This is a genomic window from Pseudomonas sp. No.117, assembly GCF_054558395.1.
On sequence record NZ_BAAJNP010000002.1, the window covers coordinates 281,756 to 306,938 of the forward strand.

16 protein-coding genes and 1 pseudogene are annotated in these 25,183 nt (G+C 68.7%); 10 read left to right on the forward strand and 7 right to left on the reverse strand.

Annotation, left to right across the window (positions count from 1 at the left end; all coding sequences use genetic code 11):
- Positions 1 to 246: 246 nt before the first annotated feature.
- From ACYJP6_RS04820 to ACYJP6_RS04845, 6 genes and pseudogenes are all read left to right on the forward strand, one after another.
- A complete protein-coding gene (locus ACYJP6_RS04820; protein ID WP_459473836.1) occupies positions 247 to 1,878 on the forward strand; it encodes a methyl-accepting chemotaxis protein in 1,632 nt (543 codons plus the stop codon).
- Positions 1,879 to 2,028: 150 nt separating this feature from the next.
- A complete protein-coding gene (locus tag ACYJP6_RS04825) occupies positions 2,029 to 3,222 on the forward strand; it encodes a DUF2252 domain-containing protein (protein WP_459473837.1) in 1,194 nt (397 codons plus the stop codon).
- A gap of 295 nt (positions 3,223 to 3,517) precedes the next feature.
- Positions 3,518 to 4,033 (forward strand): annotated as a pseudogene (locus ACYJP6_RS04830) (sigma-70 family RNA polymerase sigma factor).
- Positions 4,030 to 4,992, forward strand: a complete 963-nt coding sequence (locus tag ACYJP6_RS04835; RefSeq protein ID WP_459473839.1) for a FecR domain-containing protein — start codon at positions 4,030 to 4,032, stop codon at positions 4,990 to 4,992. Before ACYJP6_RS04830 ends, ACYJP6_RS04835 begins: the two are co-directional and overlap by 4 nt.
- 131 nt (positions 4,993 to 5,123) lie before the next feature.
- A complete protein-coding gene (locus tag ACYJP6_RS04840; RefSeq protein ID WP_459473840.1) occupies positions 5,124 to 7,520 on the forward strand; it encodes a TonB-dependent siderophore receptor in 2,397 nt (798 codons plus the stop codon).
- A 113-nt stretch (positions 7,521 to 7,633) separates the two neighbouring features.
- On the forward strand, positions 7,634 to 10,246 hold the full coding sequence (locus tag ACYJP6_RS04845; RefSeq protein WP_459473842.1) for an excinuclease ABC subunit UvrA: 2,613 nt from the start codon (positions 7,634 to 7,636) through the stop codon (positions 10,244 to 10,246).
- On the opposite strand, the gene ACYJP6_RS04850 is transcribed toward ACYJP6_RS04845, so the two are convergent.
- Positions 10,243 to 11,376, reverse strand: a complete 1,134-nt coding sequence (locus ACYJP6_RS04850; RefSeq protein WP_459474282.1) for an MFS transporter — start codon at positions 11,374 to 11,376, stop codon at positions 10,243 to 10,245. The two genes, ACYJP6_RS04845 and ACYJP6_RS04850, sit on opposite strands and share 4 nt — an antisense overlap.
- A 202-nt stretch (positions 11,377 to 11,578) precedes the next feature.
- Here ACYJP6_RS04850 and cobF point away from each other — a divergent pair, with 202 nt between their 5' ends.
- On the forward strand, positions 11,579 to 12,340 hold the full coding sequence (cobF, locus tag ACYJP6_RS04855) for a precorrin-6A synthase (deacetylating) (protein ID WP_459473844.1): 762 nt from the start codon (positions 11,579 to 11,581) through the stop codon (positions 12,338 to 12,340).
- A gap of 167 nt (positions 12,341 to 12,507) precedes the next feature.
- Here the strand turns inward: cobF and ACYJP6_RS04860 are convergent, their stop codons facing one another.
- Positions 12,508 to 13,026, reverse strand: a complete 519-nt coding sequence (locus ACYJP6_RS04860; protein WP_459473845.1) for a GNAT family N-acetyltransferase — start codon at positions 13,024 to 13,026, stop codon at positions 12,508 to 12,510.
- Positions 13,027 to 13,140: 114 nt separating this feature from the next.
- Between ACYJP6_RS04860 and ACYJP6_RS04865 the strand changes: the two genes are divergently transcribed.
- From ACYJP6_RS04865 to ACYJP6_RS04875, 3 genes are all read left to right on the forward strand, one after another.
- The gene (locus ACYJP6_RS04865) at positions 13,141 to 13,545 is read left to right on the forward strand and encodes a hypothetical protein (protein WP_459473847.1); all 405 of its coding nucleotides are present in this window, start codon (positions 13,141 to 13,143) and stop codon (positions 13,543 to 13,545) included.
- An 87-nt stretch (positions 13,546 to 13,632) separates the two neighbouring features.
- Complete coding sequence (locus ACYJP6_RS04870; RefSeq protein ID WP_459473849.1) at positions 13,633 to 15,006, forward strand: PepSY-associated TM helix domain-containing protein; 1,374 nt, start codon at positions 13,633 to 13,635, stop codon at positions 15,004 to 15,006.
- Between the two features lie 587 nt (positions 15,007 to 15,593).
- Complete coding sequence (locus ACYJP6_RS04875) at positions 15,594 to 16,202, forward strand: FMN-dependent NADH-azoreductase (RefSeq protein ID WP_459473851.1); 609 nt, start codon at positions 15,594 to 15,596, stop codon at positions 16,200 to 16,202.
- A gap of 34 nt (positions 16,203 to 16,236) precedes the next feature.
- Here the strand turns inward: ACYJP6_RS04875 and hutH are convergent, their stop codons facing one another.
- The 5 genes from hutH to ACYJP6_RS04900 form a co-directional block, all read right to left on the reverse strand.
- Positions 16,237 to 17,769, reverse strand: coding sequence for a histidine ammonia-lyase (gene hutH / locus ACYJP6_RS04880; RefSeq protein WP_459473852.1), 1,533 nt, complete (start codon positions 17,767 to 17,769; stop codon positions 16,237 to 16,239).
- A 335-nt stretch (positions 17,770 to 18,104) separates the two neighbouring features.
- Complete coding sequence (locus ACYJP6_RS04885) at positions 18,105 to 18,446, reverse strand: hypothetical protein (RefSeq protein ID WP_459473853.1); 342 nt, start codon at positions 18,444 to 18,446, stop codon at positions 18,105 to 18,107.
- A 27-nt stretch (positions 18,447 to 18,473) separates the two neighbouring features.
- On the reverse strand, positions 18,474 to 19,355 hold the full coding sequence (locus ACYJP6_RS04890; RefSeq protein WP_459473855.1) for a transglutaminase family protein: 882 nt from the start codon (positions 19,353 to 19,355) through the stop codon (positions 18,474 to 18,476).
- Complete coding sequence (locus ACYJP6_RS04895; RefSeq protein WP_459473857.1) at positions 19,355 to 21,835, reverse strand: circularly permuted type 2 ATP-grasp protein; 2,481 nt, start codon at positions 21,833 to 21,835, stop codon at positions 19,355 to 19,357. Before ACYJP6_RS04895 ends, ACYJP6_RS04890 begins: the two co-directional genes overlap by 1 nt.
- Positions 21,836 to 21,837: 2 nt before the next feature.
- Complete coding sequence (locus ACYJP6_RS04900; RefSeq protein WP_459473859.1) at positions 21,838 to 25,143, reverse strand: transglutaminase family protein; 3,306 nt, start codon at positions 25,141 to 25,143, stop codon at positions 21,838 to 21,840.
- Positions 25,144 to 25,183 lie beyond the last annotated feature (40 nt).

Genomic DNA, 25,183 nt, shown 5'->3' on the forward strand with positions numbered 1-25,183 from the left:
TGCCACTCCAACAGCGGCCCAAGAGGCTCTAGCGCAGCGCTTTCCGCCGGAAAATTCCGTCCTGACCGCTTCGCTTGGCCGAGCAAGGCCAGGGAGCCGTGAGCGAGGCCAATTACCGGTGCCAGCCGGCGTGCCGGGGCTGAGTATCCCCTGAGGGGAGGCGTGGCAGTCCGCGCCGCCTGCTCGCCGCATCCGACAGCCAGCCCTATGGGCGTAATCCGACAACCCAGCGCGTGAGGTCTCCCCATGCTGCACCACCTGACCGTCTCGAAAAAACTCAATCTCGGCTTCGGCGCCATCCTGCTGATCATCCTGGCGTTGATCATCACCGCGAGCCGGGGCTTCAGCGAGGTCAACTCGGCGGTCCGGCAGAACATCCACTCCTACGAGGTGCTGCAGGACGCCGATGCCGCCCTGCTGGCGCTGGTCAACATGGAGACCGGCATGCGTGGCTTCGCCCTGACCGGCAAGGACGCCTTCCTCGAGCCGCTGAACCAGGGCGAGCAGCAATTCGCCGCCCGGCTGCAGGAGCTGACCGAACTCACCCGGGACAATCCCGAGCAGCAGAACGGCCTGAGCCAGTTGGCGACCGCCAAGGCGCAGTGGAACAGCGAGTCGGTACAGCAGATCCTGGCCCTGCGGCGCCAGGTCAATGCCGGTACCCTGGCGCTGGATGCCCTTACCGCCCGTATCGCCACCGCCCAGGACAAGGGCAAGATGGACGCCATGCGCGGCCTGCTGGGCGAGATCAAGACCCGCGAGAACAGGCTGCTGGAAGACCGTACCCAGTCCATGCTGGACGCCAAGCAGCACGCCATGACCATCCTGATCACCGGCGGTGTGCTCGCCGTGTTGCTGGCCATCGGCATCGCCTGGTCGCTATCGCGCACCATCGTCGGTCGTCTAGCCCAGGCGGTCGCCATCGCCCGTACCATCGCCGATGGCCGGCTGGATTCACCGATTCCGGCCGGTGGCCGTGACGAAGTTGGCCTGCTGCTCGGCGCCTTCGGCCAGATGCAGGAAAAGCTGCGCCTCATGATCCAGGGGATCAAGCAGGGCACCGATCGGCTGGTCGCCGCCTCCCACAGCATCTCGGCCAATTCCCACCAGTTGTCCAGCGCCGCCCAGGAGCAGTCCAGCGCCGCCTCCAGCATGGCCGCCACGGTCGAGGAGCTGACGGTGAGCATCAACCATGTGTCCGATAACGCCAACGAGGCCCACGACCTGTCCAGCCAGTCCGGCCGCCTGGCCCAGGACGGCGGCCAGACCATCCAGGCGTCGGTGGAGAGCATGAGATCCATCGCCACCACCGTGCAATCCTCGGCCGAACGGATCGGGGAGCTGGGCGAGCATTCCGAGCGGGTCTCCTCCATCGTCAGCGTGATCAAGGGCATCGCCGACCAGACCAATTTGCTGGCGCTCAACGCGGCCATCGAGGCGGCGCGCGCCGGCGAGCAGGGACGCGGCTTCGCCGTGGTGGCGGACGAGGTGCGCCAGCTGGCACAGCGCACCGCCAACTCCACCCAGGAGATCGCCGCCATGATCGAGAAGATCCAGGCGGCCACCCAGGCGGCCATGGCCGACATGGACGTGGGCGTGCGCCAGGTCAATGGCGGCGTCGAGCTGGCCAACCAGGCCGGCGAGGCGGTGGTCAGCATCAATACCTCGTCGGACAGCGTGGTGCGGGTGGTCAACCAGATCTCCCTGGCCCTGCGCGAGCAGACCGCCGCCAGCCAGGACGTGGCCCGCACCGTGGAACGGATCGCCCAGATGGCCCAGCAGAACAGCGAAGCCATCGACGAGACGGTACAGACCGCGGTCTCGCTCGACGCCCTGGCCAACGACTTGAATCGGCAGATCGGGCAATTCCGCTGCTAGTACTGCCGGCGCGGCATCGCTGAGGCTGCATGGGGGGCAAAAGTCCGGGCTATGACCAAGGCTTTTGCCGACTTCACACCCAGAAACAATCTGCAACATTCATCCAGCGCAACGGTCACAAAGGCGTCTCCCTCAAGGCCTGCGCCCTGCATGAAAACTCCGCGTCCCGTCGATCGCCTGCCCCGTCTCACCCAACTGCGCAATCTGAAGATGGCCCGTTCCGCCCACGCCTATGTGCGCGGCAGTACGGTGCAGTTCTACGAGTGGCTGCACAGCCAGCCGGGCCGCAGCCTGCCCAATGGGCCGGCGGTGTGGATCTGCGGTGATTGCCATGCCGGCAACCTCGGTCCCACGGGCGATCTCCAGGGCTCCACCGACGTCAATATCCGCGACCTGGACCAGACCGTGGTCGGCAATCCGGCCCATGACCTGGTGCGCCTGGCGCTGTCGCTGGCCACCGCGGCACGGGGTTCGGACCTGCCGGGCGTGACCACCGCGCGGATGCTGGAAGAGATGATGCGTGGCTACGAAGTGGCCTTCGAGGATGACCTCGAACGCGAGGTACCCCGCCCCGCCCAGGTCAAGGCCGGCATGCGCAGCGCGGTGCAGCGCACCTGGAAGCACCTGGCGCGCGAGCGCATGGAACACACCCGGCCCAAGCTGCCGCTGGGCAAGCATTTCTGGCAGCTGAGCAAGGACGAACGCAAGGCCATCGCCGAGCTGTGCGAGACGCCCGGGATCCATGCTCTGGTGACTTCGCTCAAAGGCCGCAGCCACGACAGCCGCGTCGAGCTGCTCGACAGCGCCTACTGGGTCAAGGGCTGCAGTTCCCTGGGCTTGCGGCGCTATGCGGTGCTGCTGGGCGTGGACGATGGCGACGACCAGGACTACTGCCTGATCGACATCAAGCAGGCCATCGCCGCTGCCGCGCCCCGCGCCGCCCATGCCGCCATGCCCAGGGACAACGGCAAGCGGGTGGTCGACGGGGCGCGCCACCTCTCGCCGGCCCTGGGCAATCGCATGCTGGCGGTGCGCCTGCTGGACCACTCCTTCTTCATCCGCGAACTGCTGCCCCAGGATCTCAAGCTGGAGCTGGACGAACTCAGCGCCCGCGAGGCCATGGGCGCGGCGGCCTACCTGGCGCGCGTGGTGGGCCGCGCCCATGCCCGACAGATGGACCTGGCCACCCGGGTGGAATGGATGAGCGACCTGCAGCGCAACCGGACCCGCATCCTGGACGCCCCCTCCTGGCTATGGAGCAGCGTGGTGCAACTGGTGGGCGCCCACGAGATGGGCTACCTGGAGCATTGCCGGCGCTATGCCCTGGAGCATGCGCAAGACTAGCGCTGGCTTGCGCCAACCCCAGTTCCCGCACCTGCCAGCGCGACGAGGTTATCCCGCTCCTGGCAGATGCGCCTGACCCGGCGCGTCACCTGGACAATAGCCCCCTTCCCTCCGCTGCAGACGACCAACAGGGATCGATACCGATGCACATGGCCGGGCGGCCTGTGCGTCCGGGTACCGTCCTGCTCGTCTGGAATCGCGATTCTTAAGCGTCGCGCATTGTGCGACCTCTGATGATTAAATAAAATGAGACGCTTTATCATTTGAAGCCCGGCGCGTGCGCCAAGGATTCCCCATGTCCCCTGTCCTGACCTCCGGCTCGCCGACCGTCCCTCTGGATCGACTCTATCGCGACCACCATGGCTGGCTCGCCGGGTGGCTGCGTGGTCGTCTGGGCAACGCGCCGGATGCCGCGGACATCGCCCAGGACACCTATCTGCGCATCCTCGCCTCGGGTCGCCTGCCGGTGCGCGAGGACGCACGGCGTTATCTGGTGCAGGTGGCCAAGGGGTTGGTCATCGACCTCTGGCGGCGCCAGGAGGTGGAGCGCGCCTACCGCGAGACCATCGCGTAGTTGCCCGAGGCCCAGGTGCCCTCGCCGGAGACCCATTGGCTGATCATCGACGCCCTGCTGCGAATCGAGCGGATGCTCGATGGTCTGCCTGCCCCGGTACGGGAAGCCTTTCTGCTGGCGCAGTTCCAGCAACTGACGCTGGCCCAGATCGCTATACGGCTGGACCTGGCGGTGATCACCGTTCGCCGCCACATCCAGCGCGCGCTGGTCGCCTGCCTGGCGGCGAGCGAGGCATGAGCAGCCCGTCCGCCCCCACACCGCGCCTGCTTGAAGAGGCGGCCGAATGGCTGCTCGTCTTGAGATTCGACGAGGCGGACGAGGGACAACGCCAGGCCTTCGAGCATTGGCGCGCGCAAAGCGAGGCGCACCGCGCCGCCTGGGCACGCGCCGAGCGGGTCATGGGCACCTTCGCCAGCGTACCCGCCGCCCTTGGCCAGCAGACGGTGCGTCTGGCGGGCGAGCGGACCCTCAGCCGCCGGCGAACCTTGAGGCTGCTGACCGCCCTGCTGGTCGGCGTCCCGGCCGGCTGGCTGGCCAGGCACAACCTGCCACTGGACCCGGGGGATGCCGAGGTGACCACCGCCACGGGGGAGCGCCGCACCCTGGTACTCGCCGACGGTAGCCAGGTGGTATTGAACACGGCGACCGCCCTGCAGGTGCAGTTCGACGAGCGCCTACGCCGTCTGCAGCTGCGCCGCGGAGAGGTGCTGGTGACCACCCATGCCGACTCCGTGGCTCCCCGCCGGCCCTTCGTGGTCGCCGTGGCGCAAGGCGAGGTGGAGGCGCTGGGCACCCGCTTCAGCGTGCGCCAGGAAGAGGATCTCTGTCGGGTGGCGGTATTCGCCCACGCCGTGGAGGTGCGTCCACAGCAGGGCGCGGCGGTGCGCCTGGCCACCGGACAGCAGGCCTGGTTCGACCAGCGTGGCGTGCAGCGCATCGCCGCGGTAGACGAAGATGCCAGCCGCTGGACGCACGGCATGCTGGTGGCCCACGACCGGCCGCTGGCCGAGGTCCTGGGCGAACTCGGCCGCTATCGTCCCGGCCTGCTGCGCTGCGACCCCGCCGTGGCTGGATTGCGGGTGTCCGGCGCGCTGTCGCTGGACGACACGGACCAGGCGTTGCTGGCCTTGGAGCGCACCCTGCCGATCCGCATCACCCGCCGCACCCGCTTCTGGATTTCGGTCGCCGCGCCCTGAGCCCTGGGTTGCGGAAAAAAAGTTCGTACGCCCTGAGCACTTTGCCGCGCTCGTCCGGGAGAGCAGGAGACACCCTCATGGGGAGAGGTGGCAGCTCGCGCCCGAGGCGCTCTAGAGGACGGCAACACGACATGGCAAAGACCACCTGGCAGCAGCCCGGCTCCCGACGCTTCACCCCGCTGATCCTGGCCGCCGTCCTGCAAGGCGGGCTGCTGACCGGCGCCGGACTGGCCCTGCTGCCGCTGGCGGCCATGGCCGCCAGCGAGGCCCGCGACTACCGGATTGCGGCCGGCCCGTTGAACGAGGTCCTGGCGCGTTTCGCCGCCACTGCCGGGGTCCAGTTGGTGTTCGACCCGACACCCCTGAGCGGACGCACCAGCCCGGGCCTGCAGGGTCGCTTCACCCTCGACCAGGGCTTCGAGCGTCTGCTGCGCGGCAGCGGCTATCGCTGGAGCGAAAGAGGCGCCGGCATCTACGCCCTGGAGGGTGGCAGCGCCGAGGCTGCGCTGGCGATGCCCGAAACCACCATCCAGGCCAGCGCCGAGGGGGGCGGTGCCGATGCCGGCTATCAGCGTCCGGTCAGCGCCAGCACCACGCGCCTGGGCCTGACCGATCGCCAGACGCCTCAGGCGATCACTACCCTGACCCGCGACCAGGTAGAGGATTTCCGCCTGCAGAGCATCAAGGAAGCCCTGCGCGCCGCCCCTTCGGTGACCGTCGAGCAGACCGAGACGGATCGCACCCAGTTCACCTCGCGCGGCTTCGACATCAATACCTTCCAATACGACGGCATGAGCATGCCTTTCGTCAGCACTACCCTGGTGGGCGACCAGGACCTGGCGGAATACGAGCAGGTCGATGTCCTGCACGGGGCCAACGGCCTGATGAGCGGCACCGGCAACCCCTCGGCGACGGTCAACTTCGTCCGCAAGCGACCCACCGCCGACGCCCAGGCCAGGCTCGGCGTCAGCGTCGGCTCCTGGGACAGCCGCCGGGTGGATGCCGATATTTCCGGGCCCCTGACCGAGACCGGCAACGTCCGCGGTCGCTTCATCTACGCCCACGACAAGGGCAACTCCTGGCTGGATCGCTACAGCCACGAGAAGAACGTCGCCGCCGGCCTGGTGGCCTTCGACCTCAGCGAGGCCGACACCCTCACCCTGGGCTTCTCCCAGCACAACAGCGATGCCAACGGCAGCTCCTGGGGCAACCTGCCACTGGCAGACGTCGACGGCAATCCCCTCCACTACCACAGTCGCAGCGCCAGCGTCGGTCAGGACTGGACCTACTGGAACCTAGACACCCAGCGCCTCTTCGGCGAATTCACCCATGACTTCGGCAGCGGCTGGCGCGGCACCCTCACCGCCACGGGCGTCACCGAGCGGCAGAACGCCAACATGTTCTACCTCTTCGGCGTCAGTGGCGACGAGGCCACCGCCTTCGGCGACCATTCCGCCAGCAAGGCCCACCAGCTGCTCGGCGAAGCCAAGCTGTCCGGCCCCTTCGCGCTGTTCGGCCGCGAGCACGAGCTCACCCTGGGCGCCAGCTATGGCCGGACCCATCAGAAGTTGCGGGAAAAGATCCGCGACGAGTCGGGCTACTACCCTACGACGCTCTCGGGAGCCCTGGCTGGCGTTGCCGAGCCAGACTTGGAATACACCGACGACGTCGGCCATACCCAGAACTTCATCGATCGCCAGAAGAGCCTGTTCGCCGGGGCGCGCTTCAGCCTGATCGATGACCTGCACTGGATCGTCGGCGCGCGGATGCTCAGCGCCGATGCCAGCGGTGCGAGCTACGGTGCCGACTACTACACCCGCGTCCATGGCGAGGTCACGCCCTATACCGGACTGGTCTACGACCTGAGCAAGCAATGGAGCCTCTATGCCAGCTGGACCCGGATCTTCAGTCCGCAATACAACTTCGGCCTGGACGGTCGGCTGCTCGATCCGCTGGAAGGCAAGAGCCTGGAAGCCGGGATCAAGGGCGGCCTGTTCGACGACCGCCTGAGCCTGACCGCCGCGGTATTCAAGACCGAACAGCACAACGTCGCCTCCACCTCGGTGCTCGCCGGTTCGCGCTACCTCTACGACACCACCGACTACCAGAGCCACGGCCTGGAATTGCAGGCCTCCGGCGAGGCGCTGCCCGGCCTGGAACTGCTGGCCGGCTACACCTATGTCCGCATCGACGACGCGGACGGCGAGCGGGCGCGCAAGTTCGTGCCCAGCCACAGCCTGCGCGGCCTGGCGACCTATCGCCTGCCGGGCCTGCCTCAGGCCAAGGTCGGCGCGCGCCTGAGGTGGCAGAGCGGTATCGAGAACGATGACAACAGCCGCATCCGCCAGAACGCCTACGCCCTGGTGGACCTGCTGGGTAGCTACGACTTCGACGAGCACTGGAGTACCCAGCTCAACCTCAACAACCTCACCGACCGCAAATACCTGCTGTCGCTGTACAACAACGCCACCAGCGGCAACTACGGCGCGCCGCGCAACGCGACGCTGTCGGTCAGCTACAACTTCTGAGCCTGGGCAGGTGGGCGCCGAGACCTCTGTCCCGTCGCCCGCCATCGCCCTGCGATCCTTTGCCCCCTGACGCGGTCCGAGTCTGCACGCTCTCAGCCAAGGTTCCGCACGCCATGCCCTCCTCCCCCCGTCCCGGTTTCGTCTCCGTCCGCGGTGCCCGCGAGCACAACCTGAAGAACGTCGACGTGGACATCCCCCGCGATGCGCTGGTGGTGTTCACCGGGGTGTCGGGCTCGGGCAAGTCGTCGCTGGCCTTCGGCACCCTCTATGCCGAGGCCCAGCGCCGCTACTTCGAATCGGTGGCGCCCTATGCGCGGCGGCTGATCGACCAGGTCGGGGTACCCCAGGTGGAAGCCATCGAGGGCCTGCCACCGGCGGTGGCCTTGCAGCAGCAGCGCGGCCAGCCGAGCAGTCGCTCGTCCATGGGCAGCGTGACCGGGCTGTCCAGCCTGGTGCGGATGCTCTATTCCCGCGCCGGCCGTTATCCGGCCAACCAGCCGATGCTCTATGCCGAGGACTTCTCGCCCAACACGCCCCAGGGCGCCTGTCCCCAATGCCACGGCCTGGGCCAGGTCTACGAGGTGACGGAAGCCTCCATGGTGCCGGACCCCTCGCTGACCATCCGCCAGCGCGCCATCGCCGCCTGGCCCACCGCCTGGGGCGGGCAGAACCTGAGGGACATCCTGGTGACCCTGGGCTATGACGTCGACATCCCCTGGCGCGACCTGCCGCAACAGCAACGCGACTGGATCCTCTTCACCGAAGAGCAGCCCACGGTACCGGTCTATGCCGGCCTCACCCCCGAGCAGACCCGGGCGGCACTCAAGCGCAAGGCCGAACCCAGCTACCAAGGCACCTACACCGGCGCGCGGCGCCATGTGCTGCACACCTTCGCCAACTCCCAGAGCGCCAAGATGAAGCAGCGCGCGGCGCGCTTCATGATCGGCCAGACCTGCCCGCTGTGCCACGGCAAGCGGCTGACCCGGGCGGCGCTCTCGGTGACCTTCGCCGGCCTGGACATCGGCGAGCTGTCGCGGCTGCCGCTGGATGAGCTGAGCGTGCTGTTGCGCCGGGTCGCTGCCGGCGATTTCGATGAGGCGAAGGATGCCGGCGTGCTGGACGCCAACACCGGCAAGCAGGACCGTGCCCGGCGCAAGGCCGCTGGCGGCAGCGACCATGCTGGCGCGCCGGACGTGCGCCGCACGCCCGATCTTTCGCAGGAGAAACGCCTGGCCGCCCAACGCATGGCCACCGAGTTGCTTGAGCGGCTGCAGACCCTCACCCGCCTGGGCCTCGGCTACCTGGCGCTGGAACGCAGCACCACGACCCTCTCCTCCGGCGAATTGCAGCGCCTGCGCCTGGCCACCCAGCTGGTGTCCCAGTTGTTCGGCGTGGTCTATGTGCTGGACGAACCCTCCGCCGGCCTGCATCCGGCCGATGGCGAGTCATTGCTGGAAGCTCTCGAGGGCCTCAAGGCCCAGGGCAACTCGCTGTTCGTGGTGGAGCACGACCTGGCCACCATGCAGCGCGCCGATTGGCTGGTGGATGTCGGCCCCGCCGCTGGCGAAGGCGGCGGCCGGGTGCTCTACAGCGGTCCGCCCGCAGGTCTCGCCGAGATCGAGGAATCGGTGACGGCGCGCTATCTGTTCGCCGCGCCGCAGCGCGAGACCCGGCCGCCGCGCGAGCCCCAGGGTTGGCTACGCCTGGCCGGGGTCACCCGCAATAACCTTCAGGGGTTGGACGCGGCCTTCCCGCTGGGCTGCCTGACCGCGGTGACCGGTGTCTCCGGCTCGGGCAAGTCCAGCCTGGTCAGCCAGGCACTGCTGGAGCTGGTGGGCGCCGAGCTGGGCCAGGGCACTGCCGAGGACGGTGACGAGGTGGTCGAGCTGGATACCGACGCCCTGCCCGCCACCACCGGCCAGGTGGTCGGCGGCCTCGGCGGTATCCGCCGCCTGGTGCCGGTGGACCAGAAGCCCATCGGTCGCACGCCACGCTCCAACCTCGCCACCTACACCGGCCTGTTCGACGGGGTGCGCAAGCTGTTCGCCGCCACCCCCGAGGCCCAGGAAAGAGGCTTCGATGCCGGGCGCTTTTCCTTCAACGTCGCCAAGGGCCGTTGCCCGACCTGCGAAGGCGAAGGCTTCGTCAGCGTCGAGTTGCTGTTCATGCCCAGCGTCTACGCCGCCTGCCCCACCTGCCAGGGCGCGCGCTACAACCCCGAGACCCTGGAGGTGCGCTGGCAGGGCAAGACCATCGCCGAGGTACTGGGCCTGACGGTGGACGAAGCCCTGGCCTTCTTCGCTGAGGAAGCCACGGTGGCGCGGGCGCTGCGGGTGCTGGCCGACATCGGCCTGGGCTACCTGCGCCTCGGCCAGCCGGCCACCGAACTCTCCGGCGGCGAAGCCCAGCGCATCAAGCTGGCCACCGAACTGCAACGCACCAGCCGTGGCAGCACCCTCTATGTGCTGGACGAACCCACCACCGGCCTGCACCCGGCCGACGTGGAACGACTGATGCGCCAGCTGCACGGTCTGGTCGAGGAAGGCAATACCGTGGTGCTGGTGGAGCACAATCTGCAAGTGGTGGCCGGCAGCGACTGGCTGATCGACATCGGCCCCGGTGCCGGCGCAGCGGGCGGCCGCATCGTCGCCTGCGGCACGCCGCGCGCGGTGGCGGACGATCCCGCCAGCCCTACGGCGCCCTATCTGCGGCCGCTATTCGACTAGTCTGCCAGCGGTGCGACGCTGCGCCGACAGGCGGCCAGCACCAGCAGGGTCAGCGCCGCCGCCAGGGCGCCGAACTGGAAGGTGGCGGCGGAACCGAGGAAGTGCCAGAGCGCGCCGGCGATGCTGCTGGCCAGCAACAGGGCGATGCCGCTGACCAGGTTGAACAGGCCGAAGGCGGTACCGCGTAACTCGGCCGGGGCGGTGCGGGCGACCATGGCGGCGAGCAGGCCCTGGGTCATGCCCATGTGCAGGCCCCAGAGCACGACGCCCAGGGCCAGGCCGATCCAACCGCCGCTGAAGGCCAGCGCCAGGTCGGCCAGGATCAGCAGGACCAGTCCCCAGGCCAGCAGCGCGCGATGACCGACCCGGTCGGATAGCGCCCCCAGCGGATAGGCCGACAGCGAGAACACCAGGTGCATGCCCACCATCACCAACGGTACCAGCGCCAGGGGCACCCCCACCTGCTCGGCCTTGAGCACCAGGAAGGCTTCGCTGAAGCGCGCCAGGGTGAAGACGCCGCCGAGCAGCGCCACCTGCCAGAAGGCCGCCGGCAGCTTGCGCAACTGGGCCCGGGTGAGCGGATTGGTGCGTGCCTGGGTGACGGCCGCCTTGGGTTCGTCCAGGCCGAAATACAACAGGGCCACGGCGAGGAAGGCCGGGATCACCGCCACCCAGAACACCGCGCGGAAGTCGTTGGCCCAGAGCAGCATCAGCCCCACCGCCAGCAGCGGCCCGAGGAAGGCGCCGAGGGTATCCAGCGACTGGCGCAGGCCATAGGCGGCGCCACGGATCGCCGGCGGCGTCACGTCGGCCACCAGGGCGTCACGCGGCGCGCCGCGAATGCCCTTGCCGATGCGATCCATGAAGCGCGCGCCGAACACCAGGCCGGCGCCACTGGCCAGGGCGAACAGCGGCTTGCTCAGGGCACCGAGGCCGTAGCCCAGCACCGCCAGGCCCTTGCGCCGGCCCAGGTAGTCGCTGAGCACCCCGGAAAAGATCTTGGTGATCAGCGCGGTCGCCTCGGCCACCCCTTCGAGGATACCGATATAGAGCACGCTCAAGCCCAGACCGGTGGCCAGGAACAGTGGCAGCAGGCTGTGGATCATCTCCGAGGAGATGTCCATGAACATGCTCACCCCACCCAGGATCCAGACCCCACGCGGTATCCGTCGCCAGCTCGCCATCATCGCCACCCTCTGCCCTCCTCGGCCGCTCTATCCTTGCCTGGCTGCAGGCAAACCGGCCGAAGCTAACATGGGGCTTCAAGATCTCTCTACCGGTGGGACATCCCTGGTTACACTAGGGGGCTACGACTACCGCAGAGACGACGTCATGAAAACCCTGCTGGTCATCGGCATCGGCGCCGGCGATCCCGACTACCTCACCCTCCAGGCCATCGGCGCCCTCAATCGCGCCAGTACCTTCTTCCTGTTCGACAAGGGCGCGGAAAAGGACAGCCTGATCCACCTGCGCGAAACCATCTGCGCCCGCCACATTCGCCAGGCGGACTACCGCTTCGTCACCGCGCCCATCCCCGAGCGCCGCCGCGAGGGCGACTACCGGCAGGCGGTGGACGACCTCAACGCCGCCAAGCAGGCGCTGATGGAGCAGATGATCGAGGAAGAACTCGGCGAGGACGACTGCGGCGCCTTCCTGGTGTGGGGCGATCCGGCGCTGTACGACAGCACCCTGCGCATCCTGGCGGCAATCAAGCGCGAGGGCCGGCTGGACGTCGACTACGAGGTGATTCCCGGCATCTCCAGTGTCCAGGCCCTGGCCGCACGCCATCGGGTGCCGCTCAATCGCATCGGCCAGGCGCTGGAGATCACCCCGGGGCGCCGCCTGCAGCGCTTCCCCGACCACCTGGACAGCCTGGTGGTGATGCTCGATTCCCACGAGGCCTATCGCCACCTGGACGATCCGCAGCTGTACATCTACTGGGGCGCCTACGTGGGCACGGCGGATGAAATCCTCATCGCCGGGCGCCTGCTGGACGTGGCCGAGGAGATCCACCGGGTGCGCAGCGCCGCGCGCGAAGAGCACGGCTGGATCATGGATACCTATCTGCTCTGCCGGGGGCCGGCGGACGCTTGAGAGCCCAGTCCAGGGCGGCTGCGCAGCGGCCAAACGGCGGTGAGCGGCCCTGGGTCGCCAGCCTGGCCTGGGCGGCCCGATCGCAATGCTCTATTACCCCCGTCAACTCGGTCATGAGCCCGGTCCGCTGCTTCGGGCCTCTTCGCCTTCGAATAGGCTGTGACGCCTTACCGCGCTGTCCCCAGCCGTCGATCCAGATGGATGGTCTGCCAGGGCAAGGCCGTCTCCCGCTCGACCACCTGGAAGCCCTCGGCGACCCAGAAGGTCTCGGCGCCGGGCAGGAAGGGATGGGTGTGCAGATAGAGGCGCTCCACGCCATCGCGCCCGGCCTGCGCCAGTAATTCGCAGAACAGCCGCCGGGCCAGGCCTTGGCGGCGGTACTGCGGACTCACGAACAGGCGGACCACCTCGACCACCCGCTCGCTCGGATAGGGCAACCGGGGAAAACGCCGGTCATAGGGCCGATAGGCGATACTGCCGACGGGATCGCCAGTGGCGTTGCGGGCGATCAGCAGGCAACCGCGCCCCTGGCCATAGTGCTCGGCGAAGCCGGCCAGATCGGCCGGGACGCCTGTGGGATCGAGTCGCCCGGCGAACAGCTCGCGCGCGCTGGCCAGCAGGAAGGCGCTGACGTCGTCATCGGCTGAGGTCATTCGATCCAGGGTGATGGCTGAGGTGTCGTTCATGATCCCTTCTCGTTCATCCGGTCGCCGTGGCGACGCGACATTTCGGCGCAGGCCGCCACCGATCCCTCTTGCTCGGGCTGTGCGCTGCCCGCGACGATGATACAGTGCCGGGTCATGAAAACCGTCCGTTCCCCGCGCGCTTCGCTCGCCTGGATGCTGCTCGCCTGCATCCTGTTGAACGGACTCGTCTGCGCCCTGGGGCACGGCCAGATGCTGGCGCGCTTCACCCTGCCGCTGCCGTCCCCTGCCTCCCAGGGACACGAGCATCACCATCTCCAGGCCCCGACGACCCAAGGCGACATGGCCGGCATGCACGCTGGCCTCCCAGGCGGCAGCCTGACCACCCTCTCGCCCACTGGCGACTGCGTCTTTGCGGCCACCCTGTTCCTCGCCACCCTGCTGGCCATCGTCCTGCACTGGCTGCTGCGGCCCAGCGATCCCCATCGCCGCCGCTACCACGGCGCCCTGCCACCACCGCCCCGCGCGAGCCGCTCCACCCTCCATCCCCAGGCCCCCTGACACCCGGTCACGGAAAGCTGCTGTCCTCTTTTTCCGTAATCCTGCGCGCGGTCGGCTTCGGCCGCGTGTCGCTCCGTGGTGAACGCTATGACTTCGCACCCCTCCACTCCGGCCGCCCAGACGCCGGGGCCGCTGCTGCAGCTGCTGGCACGGCTGCACTTCCTGATCGGCCTGTTCGTCGGCCCCTTCCTGCTCTTCGCCGCCGCCAGCGGCCTGCTCTATGCCCTCACACCGCAACTCGAGGCGCGCCTCTATGCCGAGGCGCTGCACACCCCCAGTCGCGGCGAACCCCTGCCGCTGGCCGCACAGATCCGCAGCGCCCAGACGGCGGTCGGCCCCGCCCTGACCCTGGGCGCGGTCCGTCCGGCGCCAGCCGCCGGGGATACCACCCGGGTGATGTTCAACGATCCATCCCTGGGGGAATCGGCCCATCGCGCGCTCTTCGTCGATCCGGTCACCGGCGAGTTGCGTGGCGACCTGACGGTCTACGGCACCAGCGGCATCCTGCCGCTGCGTACCACCATCGATCAGTTCCACCGCAGCCTGCTGCTGGGCGAGCCCGGTCGCCTCTACAGCGAGCTCGCCGCCTCCTGGCTGTGGATCGCCGCCCTCGGAGGGCTCACGCTCTGGCTGGTGCGCCGCCGCCAGCGCCGTCCGGCACGGGGACTGCGCGGCCTGCATGCCAGCACCGGGGTCTGGCTGCTGGCGGGGCTGCTGTTCCTCTCGGCCACCGGCCTGACCTGGTCGCGCTATGCCGGCGACAACATCGGTATCCTGCGCGCCCACTATGGCTGGTCCACCCCGAGCGTGAAGACCGCCCTGGGCAGTGCCCCCGCGCCGGCCATGACCCATGATGAGCACGCCGACCACCATGGCGCCCTGCACATGGCCATGGCACCGGCTCTGGATCCGGCTACCTTCGACGGGGTGCTGGCCAGCGCCCGCGCCGCCGGCATCGATGCCGGCAAGCTGGAGATCCGTCCGGGGCGCAGCGCCGACAAGGCCTGGACGGTGAGCGAGATCGACCGCCGTTGGCCGACCCAGGTAGACGCCGTCGCCGTCGATCCGACCAGTTTCAAGGTGGTCGATCAGGTGCGCTTCGCCCAGTACTCGCTACCGGCCAAGCTGACCCGCTGGGGCATCGATGCCCATATGGGCGTGCTGTTCGGCCTGGCCAACCAGCTGGTGCTGGTGGCCATCGCCCTTGGCCTGCTGCTGATGACCCTCTGGGGCTATATGCTCTGGTGGCGTCGCCGCCCCTTTCGGGACCCCGCGCAACCCGGCCTGGTCGCTCTCTGGCGCCGGCTGGCGCCGCTGCCGCGGCTGCTGGTGCCGCTGGTGGCCCTGGCGCTCGGCCTCTGCCTGCCGGTATTGGGCGGCAGCCTGCTGCTGTTCCTGCTGCTAGACGCCCTGCTCGGCCTGCGCCGCCCGGCCTTGCGCGTGGAAGCCGGGTCGGCCTGAGGCTTTCGTCGGGTGACTGTTGGGCTTCGCGGGGCTCAACCCAACCTACGGGAACTCTCATTCTCCCTCTCCCTTTGGGAGAGGGCCGGGGTGAGGGCCGCTCTAGCACAAGGTCCAGGCCTCTGGTGTTGGGCTTCGCGGCTCAGCCCAACCTACGCAAGCACTCCCTCGCTCCGACTACCCCCTCTCCCCCTGGGAGAGGGTTGGGGTGAGGGTCGCTCCAGCACAAGGTCCAGGCCTCTGATGTTGGGCTTCGCGAGGCTCAGCCCAACCTACGCAAGCACTCCATCGCTCCAACTAGCCCCCTCTCCCCCTGGGAGAGGGCTGGGGTGAGGGTCGCTCCAGCACAAGGTCCAGGCCTCTGGTCTTGGGCTTCGCGGGGCTCAGCCCAACCTATGGAGGCACTCCATCGCTCCAACTACCCCCTCTCCCCCTGGGAGAGGGCTGGGGTGAGGGTCGCCCTCCTCCCTATCAATCCGCCTGAGAACCCCGTCCCAGACCATCCATCGGCGGGCCTTCAGTCCAGCTGACGGCCAGGCTCCCTGCGCTTATAGTTATCGCAATCCTCATCACCCAAGGATCCGCCCATGCCTCGTTTGCTGCACGTGATAGGTTCGCCCCGTCAGGATCGCTCCGCGTCCCTGGAAGTCGCCAAGGCCTTCATCCAGGCCTGGCGACAAAAGCACCCGGACGGCGAAGTCGATACCCTCGATGTCTGGCATTGCGACCTGCCGGAATTCGATGGCGCCGTGCTGGATGCCAAATACGCCGGTATCCAGGGCCAGTCGCTGAGCCCCGACCAGGCGCAGGCCTGGAGCCAGATCAAAGAACTGGCGCAGCGCTTCACCGCGGCTGACGTGCTGCTGTTCGGCGTGCCCTGCTGGAACTTCGGCGTCCCCTACAAGCTCAAGCAGCTGTTCGACGTGGTCAGTCAGAAAGACCTGCTGTTCACCTTCGACGAGCGCGGTCTCAATGGCCTGCTCGGCGGGCGCCAGGCGCTGGTGATCGCGGCCCGCGGCGCGGCCCTGGATCGCCTGGAGCACCAGGAATCCTACCTGCGCACCTGGTGCGAGATGGTTGGTATCGACCGGATGCATACCGTGGTGCTGGAAAAGACTCTGTTCGGTCCCGAGGTCGATCATGCCGCGCGTGACCAGGCCAGCCAGGAAGCCGTGGCCTTGGCGGCCACGCTTTGAATCGAGGGTCCGCCGGCGGCGGACCCTGGGCTCCTTACAAGCTGGGCAGCAGATCCGCGCCCACCAGCTCGTTCAGGCAGCCACTGGCCAGCAGCTCGCTGGCCGCCTCGATATCGGGGGCGAAGAAGCGGTCTTCCTGGTAATAGGGCACCCGGGCGCGGAGCAGGCTGCGCGCCCTTTCGAGGCCGGCCGAGCTCTTCAGGCCATGGCGGAAGTCCAGCCCCTGGCAGGCGCCCAGCCACTCGATGGCGAGGATGCCGCGCACGTTGTCGGCCATGGCCCAGAGCCGCTTGCCGGCATTGGGCGCCATGGACACATGATCCTCCTGGTTGGCCGAGGTGGGCAGGCTGTCGACGCTGGCCGGATGGGCCAGGGCCTTGTTATCGCTGGCCAGGGCCGCGGCGGTGACCTGGGCGATCATGAAGCCGGAGTTGACCCCACCGTTCTCCACCAGGAAGGGCGGCAGCTGGGACATGTGCCGATCCATCATCAGCGAGATGCGGCGCTCGGACAGCGCGCCGATCTCGGCCAGGGCCAGCGCCAGGTTGTCGGCGGCCATGGCTATCGGTTCGGCGTGGAAGTTGCCGCCGGAGATGACATCACCCTCCGCCGCGAACACCAACGGGTTGTCGGAGACGGCGTTGGCCTCGACCTCCAGCACCTCGGCGGCCTGGCGCAGCTGGGTCAGGCAGGCCCCCATGACCTGCGGCTGGCAGCGCAGCGAATAGGGATCCTGGACCTTGTCGCACTGGGCATGGGATAGGGATATCTCACTGCTGGCGGTGAGCAAGGCGCGATAGGCGGCGGCCACGTCGATCTGGCCGCGCTGGCCACGCGCGGCATGGATACGCGCGTCGAAGGGCGCCCGCGAGCCGAGCATGGCCTCGACGCTCAGGCCACCGCAGACCGTGGCCGCGGCGAACAGGTCCTCGGTCTCGAACAGCCCGCGCAGGGCGTAGGCGGTGGAGACCTGGGTCCCGTTGAGCAGCGCCAGTCCCTCCTTGGCGGCCAGGGTCAGGGGCGCCAGCCCGGCCACCGCCAGCGCCTCGCTGGCGGGCAGCCACTCCCCGCGATGACGCGCCTTGCTCTCACCGATGAGGACCAGCGACATGTGGGCCAGGGGCGCCAGGTCACCCGAGGCGCCCACCGAGCCCTTGAGCGGGATATGCGGATAGACCTCGGCATTGATCAGGGCGATCAGGGCCTCCACCACCTGGCGGCGGATGGCGGAAAAGCCACGGGCCAGGCTGTTGACCTTGAGCAGCATGATCAGCCGTACCAGGTCATCGTCCAGCGCCTCGCCCACGCCAGCGGCATGGGACAGCACCAGGGAGCGCTGCAGCTTCTCGAGGTCCGCCGGCGCGATCCGCGTCGAGGCCAGCAGGCCGAAACCGGTGTTGATGCCGTAGGCGGTCCGGCCTTCGGCCAGGATGCTCTCGACACAGGCCACGCTGGCATCGATGGCGGCATAGGCGGCCGGGTCCAGGGTCACCTGCAGCGGTTGCTGGTAGGCCTGGCGCAGCTGGGCCAGGTCCAGGGTACCGGGGTTCAGGATCAGGGCATTCATCGATCAGACTCCTTTGCCGATCAGGGGCAGGCTCGCGTCCCTCGAGGGACGCTGTCGTTGTTGTTCAATCATGCCCCCTGGCAGCGCTCCGGTAGCCAGGCCGGCGTGGGTAGCTTTGGCGGGGCGCAAGGCTGACGAACCAAATGGGCAGGCTTCCCGCCAAACCGAAGGCCAGGGCAGGCTTTTATATTCATGTATATACATTTAATCAAGAGCTATCTGCTCGTCAAGCCGCTGCCCTGGCCTGCCTGACCGGAAAGGCGGAGATAGAGCCGCCGAGGCCTGACAGGCCAGCCGATGTGGCTGGCCGCTAGCGCGGTTCAGAGTACGCCGGATCACCCGCGACCGAGCTGCTGCCACAACCAGAGGGTACCCGGCCGCGCCAGCACCTCGGCCTTGAAGATCGCCGTGATCAGCGCCAGCCGCACGAACCAGACCACCCAGGGCGCGAAGCTGTAGCGGCAGCGACGTTGCCAGGCATCCAGGCCCTTGAGGCGTGTCAACGTCAACCAGGTCAGCGGGAGGCCGACCACGCCCAAATACAGCCAGGCCTCCGGCGTCTGGGGGCGGCCCACCAGGATGCACAGGAGTAGGACCTGTACCGCTATGGCACCGAGCAGAAGGGGATGGGAACGAGAACTACGGAGCGGAATATTCAGCCATCTGTCGCGGTTCATGGGTGGAATCCTTTCCAGAAGATCGAGTTACAGCGGCGTCACCGTCACCTCCACCTCGGGGTCGTGATGGCCACCACCGAGGATCACGCCACGCAGCGGCGAGACATCGGTGAAGTCGCGGCCCCAGGCCAGGGTGATGTGTTCGAGGTCGGGCAGGACGTCGTTGGTGGGGTCGAAGTCGACCCAGCCGAGCACCGGGCAGTGCACGCTGACCCAGGCGTGGGAGGCATCGGCGCCGATCAGCCGCGGCTTGCCGGGCGGCGGCCGGGTCAGCAAGTAGCCGCTGACATAGCGCGCCACCAGCCCCAGGCCGCGCAGGCAGGCCAGCATCAGGTGGGCGAAGTCCTGGCAGACGCCATGGCGGTGCTCCAGCACCTCGCGCAGCGGCGTCGCCACCTGGGTGGCGGTGGCGTCGAAGCGGAATTCGCGATGGATCTTCTCCATCAACGCCCGACAGCCCAGCAGCAGCGGCCGGCCCGCGGGGAAACAATCCGCGGCGAAGCGGGCGAAGATCCGATCGATGGGCACCGCCGGCGACTCGAAGCGGAAGTGGTGGACATCCAGGGCCGCGGTGGCGGCGGGATAGCGCAGGCCGTCGCGCACCTCTTCCCAGGCCGGCGAGTCCTCCAGCCGCAGTCCGGCGCGGGAATCCACCTCCACCTCCAGGTCGGTGCCCACGTAGAGCTCGTCGTGCGGCCGCTCGAAGGCCAGCCGCGTCAGGGGATTGCCGAAGGCATCGGTGGCGTCCTGGCGCTGGGTCGGCGCGGGCAGAATGGCCAGTTGCCGGGACAGGCAGCGTTGCCAGGCGCAGTCGCGCGGCAACAGGTGCAGCAGTTGCTGCGACAGCGACACCGGAGCCTCGTAGCGGTAGTGGGTGTCGTGCTGGATGCGATAGCGGACCTGGCTCATCACATGGATACCGTTCGCTGGCTCACGGCATCGACGTGGGCGAAGCAGCGATAGATGACCCGCTCGGACAGCTGGCCGCTGGCGTCGGCGATCTGCCGCAACAGGCGCGCCAGGCCCTGTTGCACCTCGACCCGGCCGACATCGCCGAACAGGGTGCTTTCCAGGGTGCCGAGGTCGAAGCGGCGCAGGCGATCATAGGCGTCGTTCAGCGCCGGATCGCGCGGCAGGCCGTGGTAGCGCTCCAGGTGCTCCACGGCGTTGATCAGCGCGTGCAGCTGGAAGCGGATCGAATAGGGGTTGTGCTCGTGCAGCATCAGCAGGTCCAGCACCGGGATCAGCTGGGGCGCCGCCTGGTAGCGGGAGCGGTAGGTGATGATGCTGTTGCCCAGTTCCAGCAGCCATTCCAGTCCCGCCGCATCCCAGGTAGCGCCGCCTTCGAGGAAGTGCGCCACGCTGCCGGCGAGGAATTGCACCCGCTCGATGCGCCGGCCGATCATCAGGAAGCGCCAGCTCTCGTCGTGGGTCATGTCATCGAAGGTAAAGCCGGCCACCGCCGCCAGCGCCATCACCAGGCGGTTGAGGCTCTGCAGCGCCTCGCCCGGCTCGCTGCCCACCTGGCCCAGGCCGCGCGCCTCGCGCTCCACCTCGCGGATGGCGCGCCAGTTCTCCGGGGACAGCCGCCCGCGTACCTGGGCCGCGGCCCAGTGCAGGCGCTGCAGGTTGGCTCCCAGACCACTGGGGAATTCACCCGGGCCGAGGGCCGCGTGCAGCTGTTCGGCGAGGGTGCCCTCTTCCGGCAGCAGCTCCAGGGCCATGGCCAGTTCGATGGCGGCCTGTACCGCCGGGCCCTGGTCGTCGGCATCCAGGTAGCGGCTGAGCACGATGCGCAGCAGTCGCGCGGCATCCTCGCAGCGCTCGCTGTAGCGGCCGTACCAGAACAGATTCTCGGCGGTACGCGAGGGCAGGAAGGGATCCTTGCGTACCAAATCGCGCACGCCCAGGACCCGGGCGCTCGGCACCTCGGTCGCGCTGCGGCCGCCACCCAGCACCCAGGTGTCCTTGCTCGACCCACCGCGCTGCATGGAGACCACCTCGGCGCCCTCGTGGGCGACGCGGGTCAGGCCGCCGGGCATCACCCAGTAGCCGCCTTCGCTGGCCACCGCGTAGACGCGCATGCCGATGGCGCGGGACTGCAGGCTACCGCCCTGCCAGACCGGCGCCCGCGACAGCTGGATGCGCTCCTGGGCGACATAGGCGTGGGGCCGTGCCACGATGCGCTCGCGCAGGGCGGCACGCTCCCCGGCATCCAGCGCCTTGCCGAACACCGGTTCGAAGCGCTGGGAGGGATAGGCCGGCTTGATCACCAGTTCGCCCAGCCGCGCCAGGGCCTCCTCCCGTACCGGCGTCTCGCCGCACCACCAGGTGGCGACGGCGGGCAGTGTCAGGGACTCGCCCAGCAGCGCCTGGCACACCCCCGGCAGGAAGCCCAGCAAGCCGGGCGATTCGAGCAGGCCGCTGCCCAGGGCATTGGCCATGATGACGTTGCCCTGGCGCACCGCCTCCAGCAGGCCGGGCACGCCCAGGGCCGAGTCGGTGCGCAGCTCCAGGGGATCGCAGAAGTCGTCGTCCAGGCGGCGGAATACCGCATGGACGCGTCGCAGGCCGCTCAGGGTCTTCAGGTAGAGGCAGGCGTTGCGCACCGTGAGGTCCTGGCCTTCCACCAGCGGAAAGCCCAGTTGCCGCGCCTGGTAGAGGTGCTCGAAATAGGTCTCGTTGTAGCGGCCGGGGGTGAGCAGCACCGCCAGGGGCGCCTCGTCGCCGGTATCCAGTCCGGCGCTCAGGGTGCGCTGCAAGGCCTGGAAATAGCCGTTGAGCGATTGCACCTGCAGGTCGCGGTGCAATTCGGGAAAGGCCCGCGCCACGATATGGCGGTTCTCCAGGGCATAGCCGGCGCCGGACGGCGCCTGGGTCCGGTCCGCCAGCACCCACCAGCGCCCGTCCGGCGCCCGCGCCAGGTCCACCGCGTAGACATGCAGCCAGGTGTCGCCCGGCGGGCGCAGGCCCTGGCAGGCCCAGAGGAAGTTGTTGTGGCCGAACACCAGTTCCGGCGGCAGCAGGCCCTCGCGCAGCAGGCGCTGCTCGCCATAGAGATCACCCAGCACCCGGTTCAACAGCCGCGCCCGCTGGGCCACCCCGGCGGCCAGCGGGGCCCACTCCTCCGCCGAGATCAGCTGCGGCAGCAGGTCCAGCGCCCAGGGCCGGTCGCTGCCCTTGGGATCGGCGTAGACGTTGTAGGTCACGCCGTTTTCCTGGATCTGCCGGGCGATCAGGGCCTGGCGCTGGTCGAGCTGCGCCGGGCGCAGACCGGCCAGGTGCCCATAGAAGCGCCGCCAGGTCGGCCGCACGCCACCGCGAGGGTCCCAGAGTTCGTTGAAGCTGCCGGCCGCCTCGAGGGCGGCACGTGGGGAGGTTGGGTGCATGTCTAGTGCGGTCGGCTGACGTGGGTCTGGCGCAGATCCAGGGTGAAGGGCGTTTCCAGACTGCTGTCGAGGGGCAGCGGCAACTGGCGTCCGGGGGTATGCCCGAAGCGGAAGAAGCGCGCCAGGCGCCGGCTTTCCGCCTCGTAGGCGTTGACCGGTAGCGTAGCGTAGTTACGGCCGCCGGGATGGGCGACATGATACTGGCAACCACCCAGGGAGCGCTGCATCCAGGTATCGAGCAGATCGAACACCAGGGGGGCGTCCACGCCCAGGTTGGGGTGCAGCGCCGAGGCCGGCTGCCAGGCGCGGAAGCGCACCGCGCCGACGTACTCGCCGACCCGGCCGGTCGCCCGCAGCGGCACCCGGGCGCCGTTGCAGAGCAAGGCGTAGCGATCAGGCGCCAGGCCGGTGACCTTTACCTGGACTCGCTCCAGGGAGGAGTCGACGTAGCGCATAGTCCCGCCGATGACGCCCTCTTCGCCCAGCACATGCCACGGCTCCAGCGCCTGGCGCAGCTCCAGCTCGATGCCCTTGACCGCGAAATCGCCATACTTGGGAAAGCGGAATTCGAAGTGCGCGGCGAACCAGGCGGGATCGAAGGCATAGCCGGCCTCGGCCAGTTCGGCGAGGACGTCGCGGAAATCCTCCTGGATGAAATGCGGCAGCAGGTAGCGGTCATGCAATTCGGTCCCCCAGCGCGCCAGCCGCTCGGGAGCATAGGGTTCGCGCCAGAAGCGGGCGACCAGCGCGCGCAGCAGCAGTTGCTGCACCAGTTGCAGCCGGCCGTGGGGCGGCATCTCGAAGGCGCGCAGTTCCAGCAGGCCGAGGCGGCCAGTGGCGCTGTCGGGCGAATAGAGCTTGTCGATGCAGAATTCGGCGCGGTGGGTGTTGCCGGTCACGTCTACCAGCAGGTTGCGCAGCAGGCGGTCCACCAGCCAGGGCGGACACTCCGCGCCCGGCGGCGGCAGCTGGGCGAAGGCCAGCTCCAGTTCGTAGAGGGCATCGTTGCGCGCCTCGTCGACCCGCGGCGCCTGGGAGGTCGGACCGATGAACAGGCCGGCGAACAGGTAGGACAGCGAGGGGTGGTTGTGCCAGTAGCTGATCAGGCTGCGCAAGAGATCGGGACGGCGCAGGAACGGCGAATCGGCCGGCGTGGCCCCGCCGAGCACACAGTGGCTGCCGCCGCCGGTGCCGGTGTGGCGGCCATCGATCATGAACTTCTCGGTGGTCAGGCGCGACAGCCGGGCGGCCTCGTAGAGGAACTCGGTCTGCTCGACCAGGGCATCCCAGCTCGCCACCGGATGGATGTTGACCTCGATGACACCCGGATCGGGGGTTACCCGGAAATTGATCAGCCGGGCATCGCGCGGTGGCTCGTAGCCTTCCAGCACCACCGGGCAGCCCAGCGCGGTGGCAGTGTCCTCGATGGCGGCGACCAGCTCCAGGTAGTCTTCCAACCGCGCCAGGGGTGGCATGAACAGGTACAGCCGCCCCTCGCGCGGCTCGGCGCAGAAAGCGGTGCGGACAATGTCGGCTGCCGAGGCGAAGGCCTCCGGCGCAGCCTGGGCGGGTTTCGCGAGCGGCCGCGGCTGGCGCCAGCGCTCCTGCAGGCGGACCGGATCGGGCAGGGGCGCCAGCGGCTGGTTGGGATCGGTCGGATGCAGATAGGGATAGTCTTCCTCGCGTACCCAGGGCTGGGAATCCAGCGGCAGCCGATAGCCCAGCGGCGAGTCGCCCGGCACCAGCCGGCACTGCTGCTCGCGCAGGAACCAGGGCCCGGTGCGCCAGGCATCCTCGGCGGCGGTCCGGGCCAGCGGCAGGACGTAGCCCACCACCCGGTCCAGGCCCTGGGCGAACACCCGGCGCAGGCGCTCGCGCTCCAGCGGATCGTTCAGCCGCGAATCGCTGGCGTCGACGTTGATCGGCAGGCGCTGCTCGCGCCAGAGGAAGTAGAGCCAGTCCTCGAAGGCCGGGAAGCGGTGCTCGTCGGTCACCCCCAGGCGCTGCGCCACGCCTTGCACGAAGCGCTCGGCGAGGGCCGCGTCGGCACCGTAGTCGAGGCGTTCGTCGGCCAGCAACGCGGCATCGCGCCACAACGGCTGGCCGTCGGCGCGCCAGAAACAGTTGAGCGACCAGCGCGGCAGCTGCTCGCCCGGGTACCACTTGCCCTGGCCGAAATGCACCAGGCCCTTGGGCGCATAGTGCTCGCGCAGGCGCTGGAACAGCTTGGTGGCCAGGTGCCGCTTGTTCGGCCCCAGGGCGGCGGTGCTCCACTCCTCGTCGTCGGGATGGTCGAGGGCGACGAAGGTCGGCTCGCCGCCCAGGGTCAGGCGCACGTCCTGCACCAGCAGGTCACTGTCCACCCGCTGGCCGAGGGCGAGGATGTCCCGCCACTGGTGCTCGTCGTAGGGCCGCGTGACCCGCGGTGCCTCCCACAGCCGCTCCACCGCCATGTGGTGCTCGAAGGTGCATTCGCTCTCGCTGACCAGCCCGGAGATCGGCGCCGCCGACGCCGGCTCGGGACTGCAGGCCAGGGGGATGTGCCCCTCGCCCGCCAGCAGCCCGCTGGTGGGGTCCAGGCCGATCCAGCCCGCGCCGGGCAGATAGACCTCGCACCAGGCGTGCAGGTCGGTGAAGTCCACGGCGGTCCCGGAGGGTCCGTCCAAGGCCTTCTGGTCGGCGGTCAGCTGGATCAGATAGCCGGAGACGAAACGCGCCGCGAGGCCCAGGTGACGCAGCAGCTGCACCAGCAGCCAGGCGCTGTCGCGGCAGGAGCCCGACGCCTTGTCCAGGGTATCCTCGGGAGTCTGCACCCCGGGCTCGAGGCGGATCAGATAGGCCACGTCGCGGCTCAGCCGCTGGTTGAGGGCGACCAGGAAATCCAGGGTCGGCACCGGCTCCCGGGAGATCTCGGCGAGATAGCTGGCAAACCGGGGCGTAGCCGGCAGGCGTTCGCAGAAGGCGCTCAGCTCGCGACGCTCTTCTTCCGCGTAGACGAAAGGAAAGCGCTCGGCGTAGGGCTCCAGGAAGAAGTCGAAGGGATTGAACACCGCCATCTCGGCGACCAGGTCCACTTCCACCCGGAATTCGCGGGTAGGCTCGGGAAACACCAGCCGGGCCAGGTAGTTGCCCTGGGGATCCTGCTGCCAATTGATGAAATGCCCTTCCGGCTGGACCCGCAGGGCATAGGAGAGGATCCGGGTTCGGCTGTGGGGGGCCGGACGCAGGCGGACGATCTGCGGGCCCAGTTCCACCGGGCGATCGTAGGCGTAATGACTGACGTGCTGCAGGGCGACATGGATGGACACAGGGAGACTCCGTTCACCGGTTAGACGGAAGTAGCGAGCA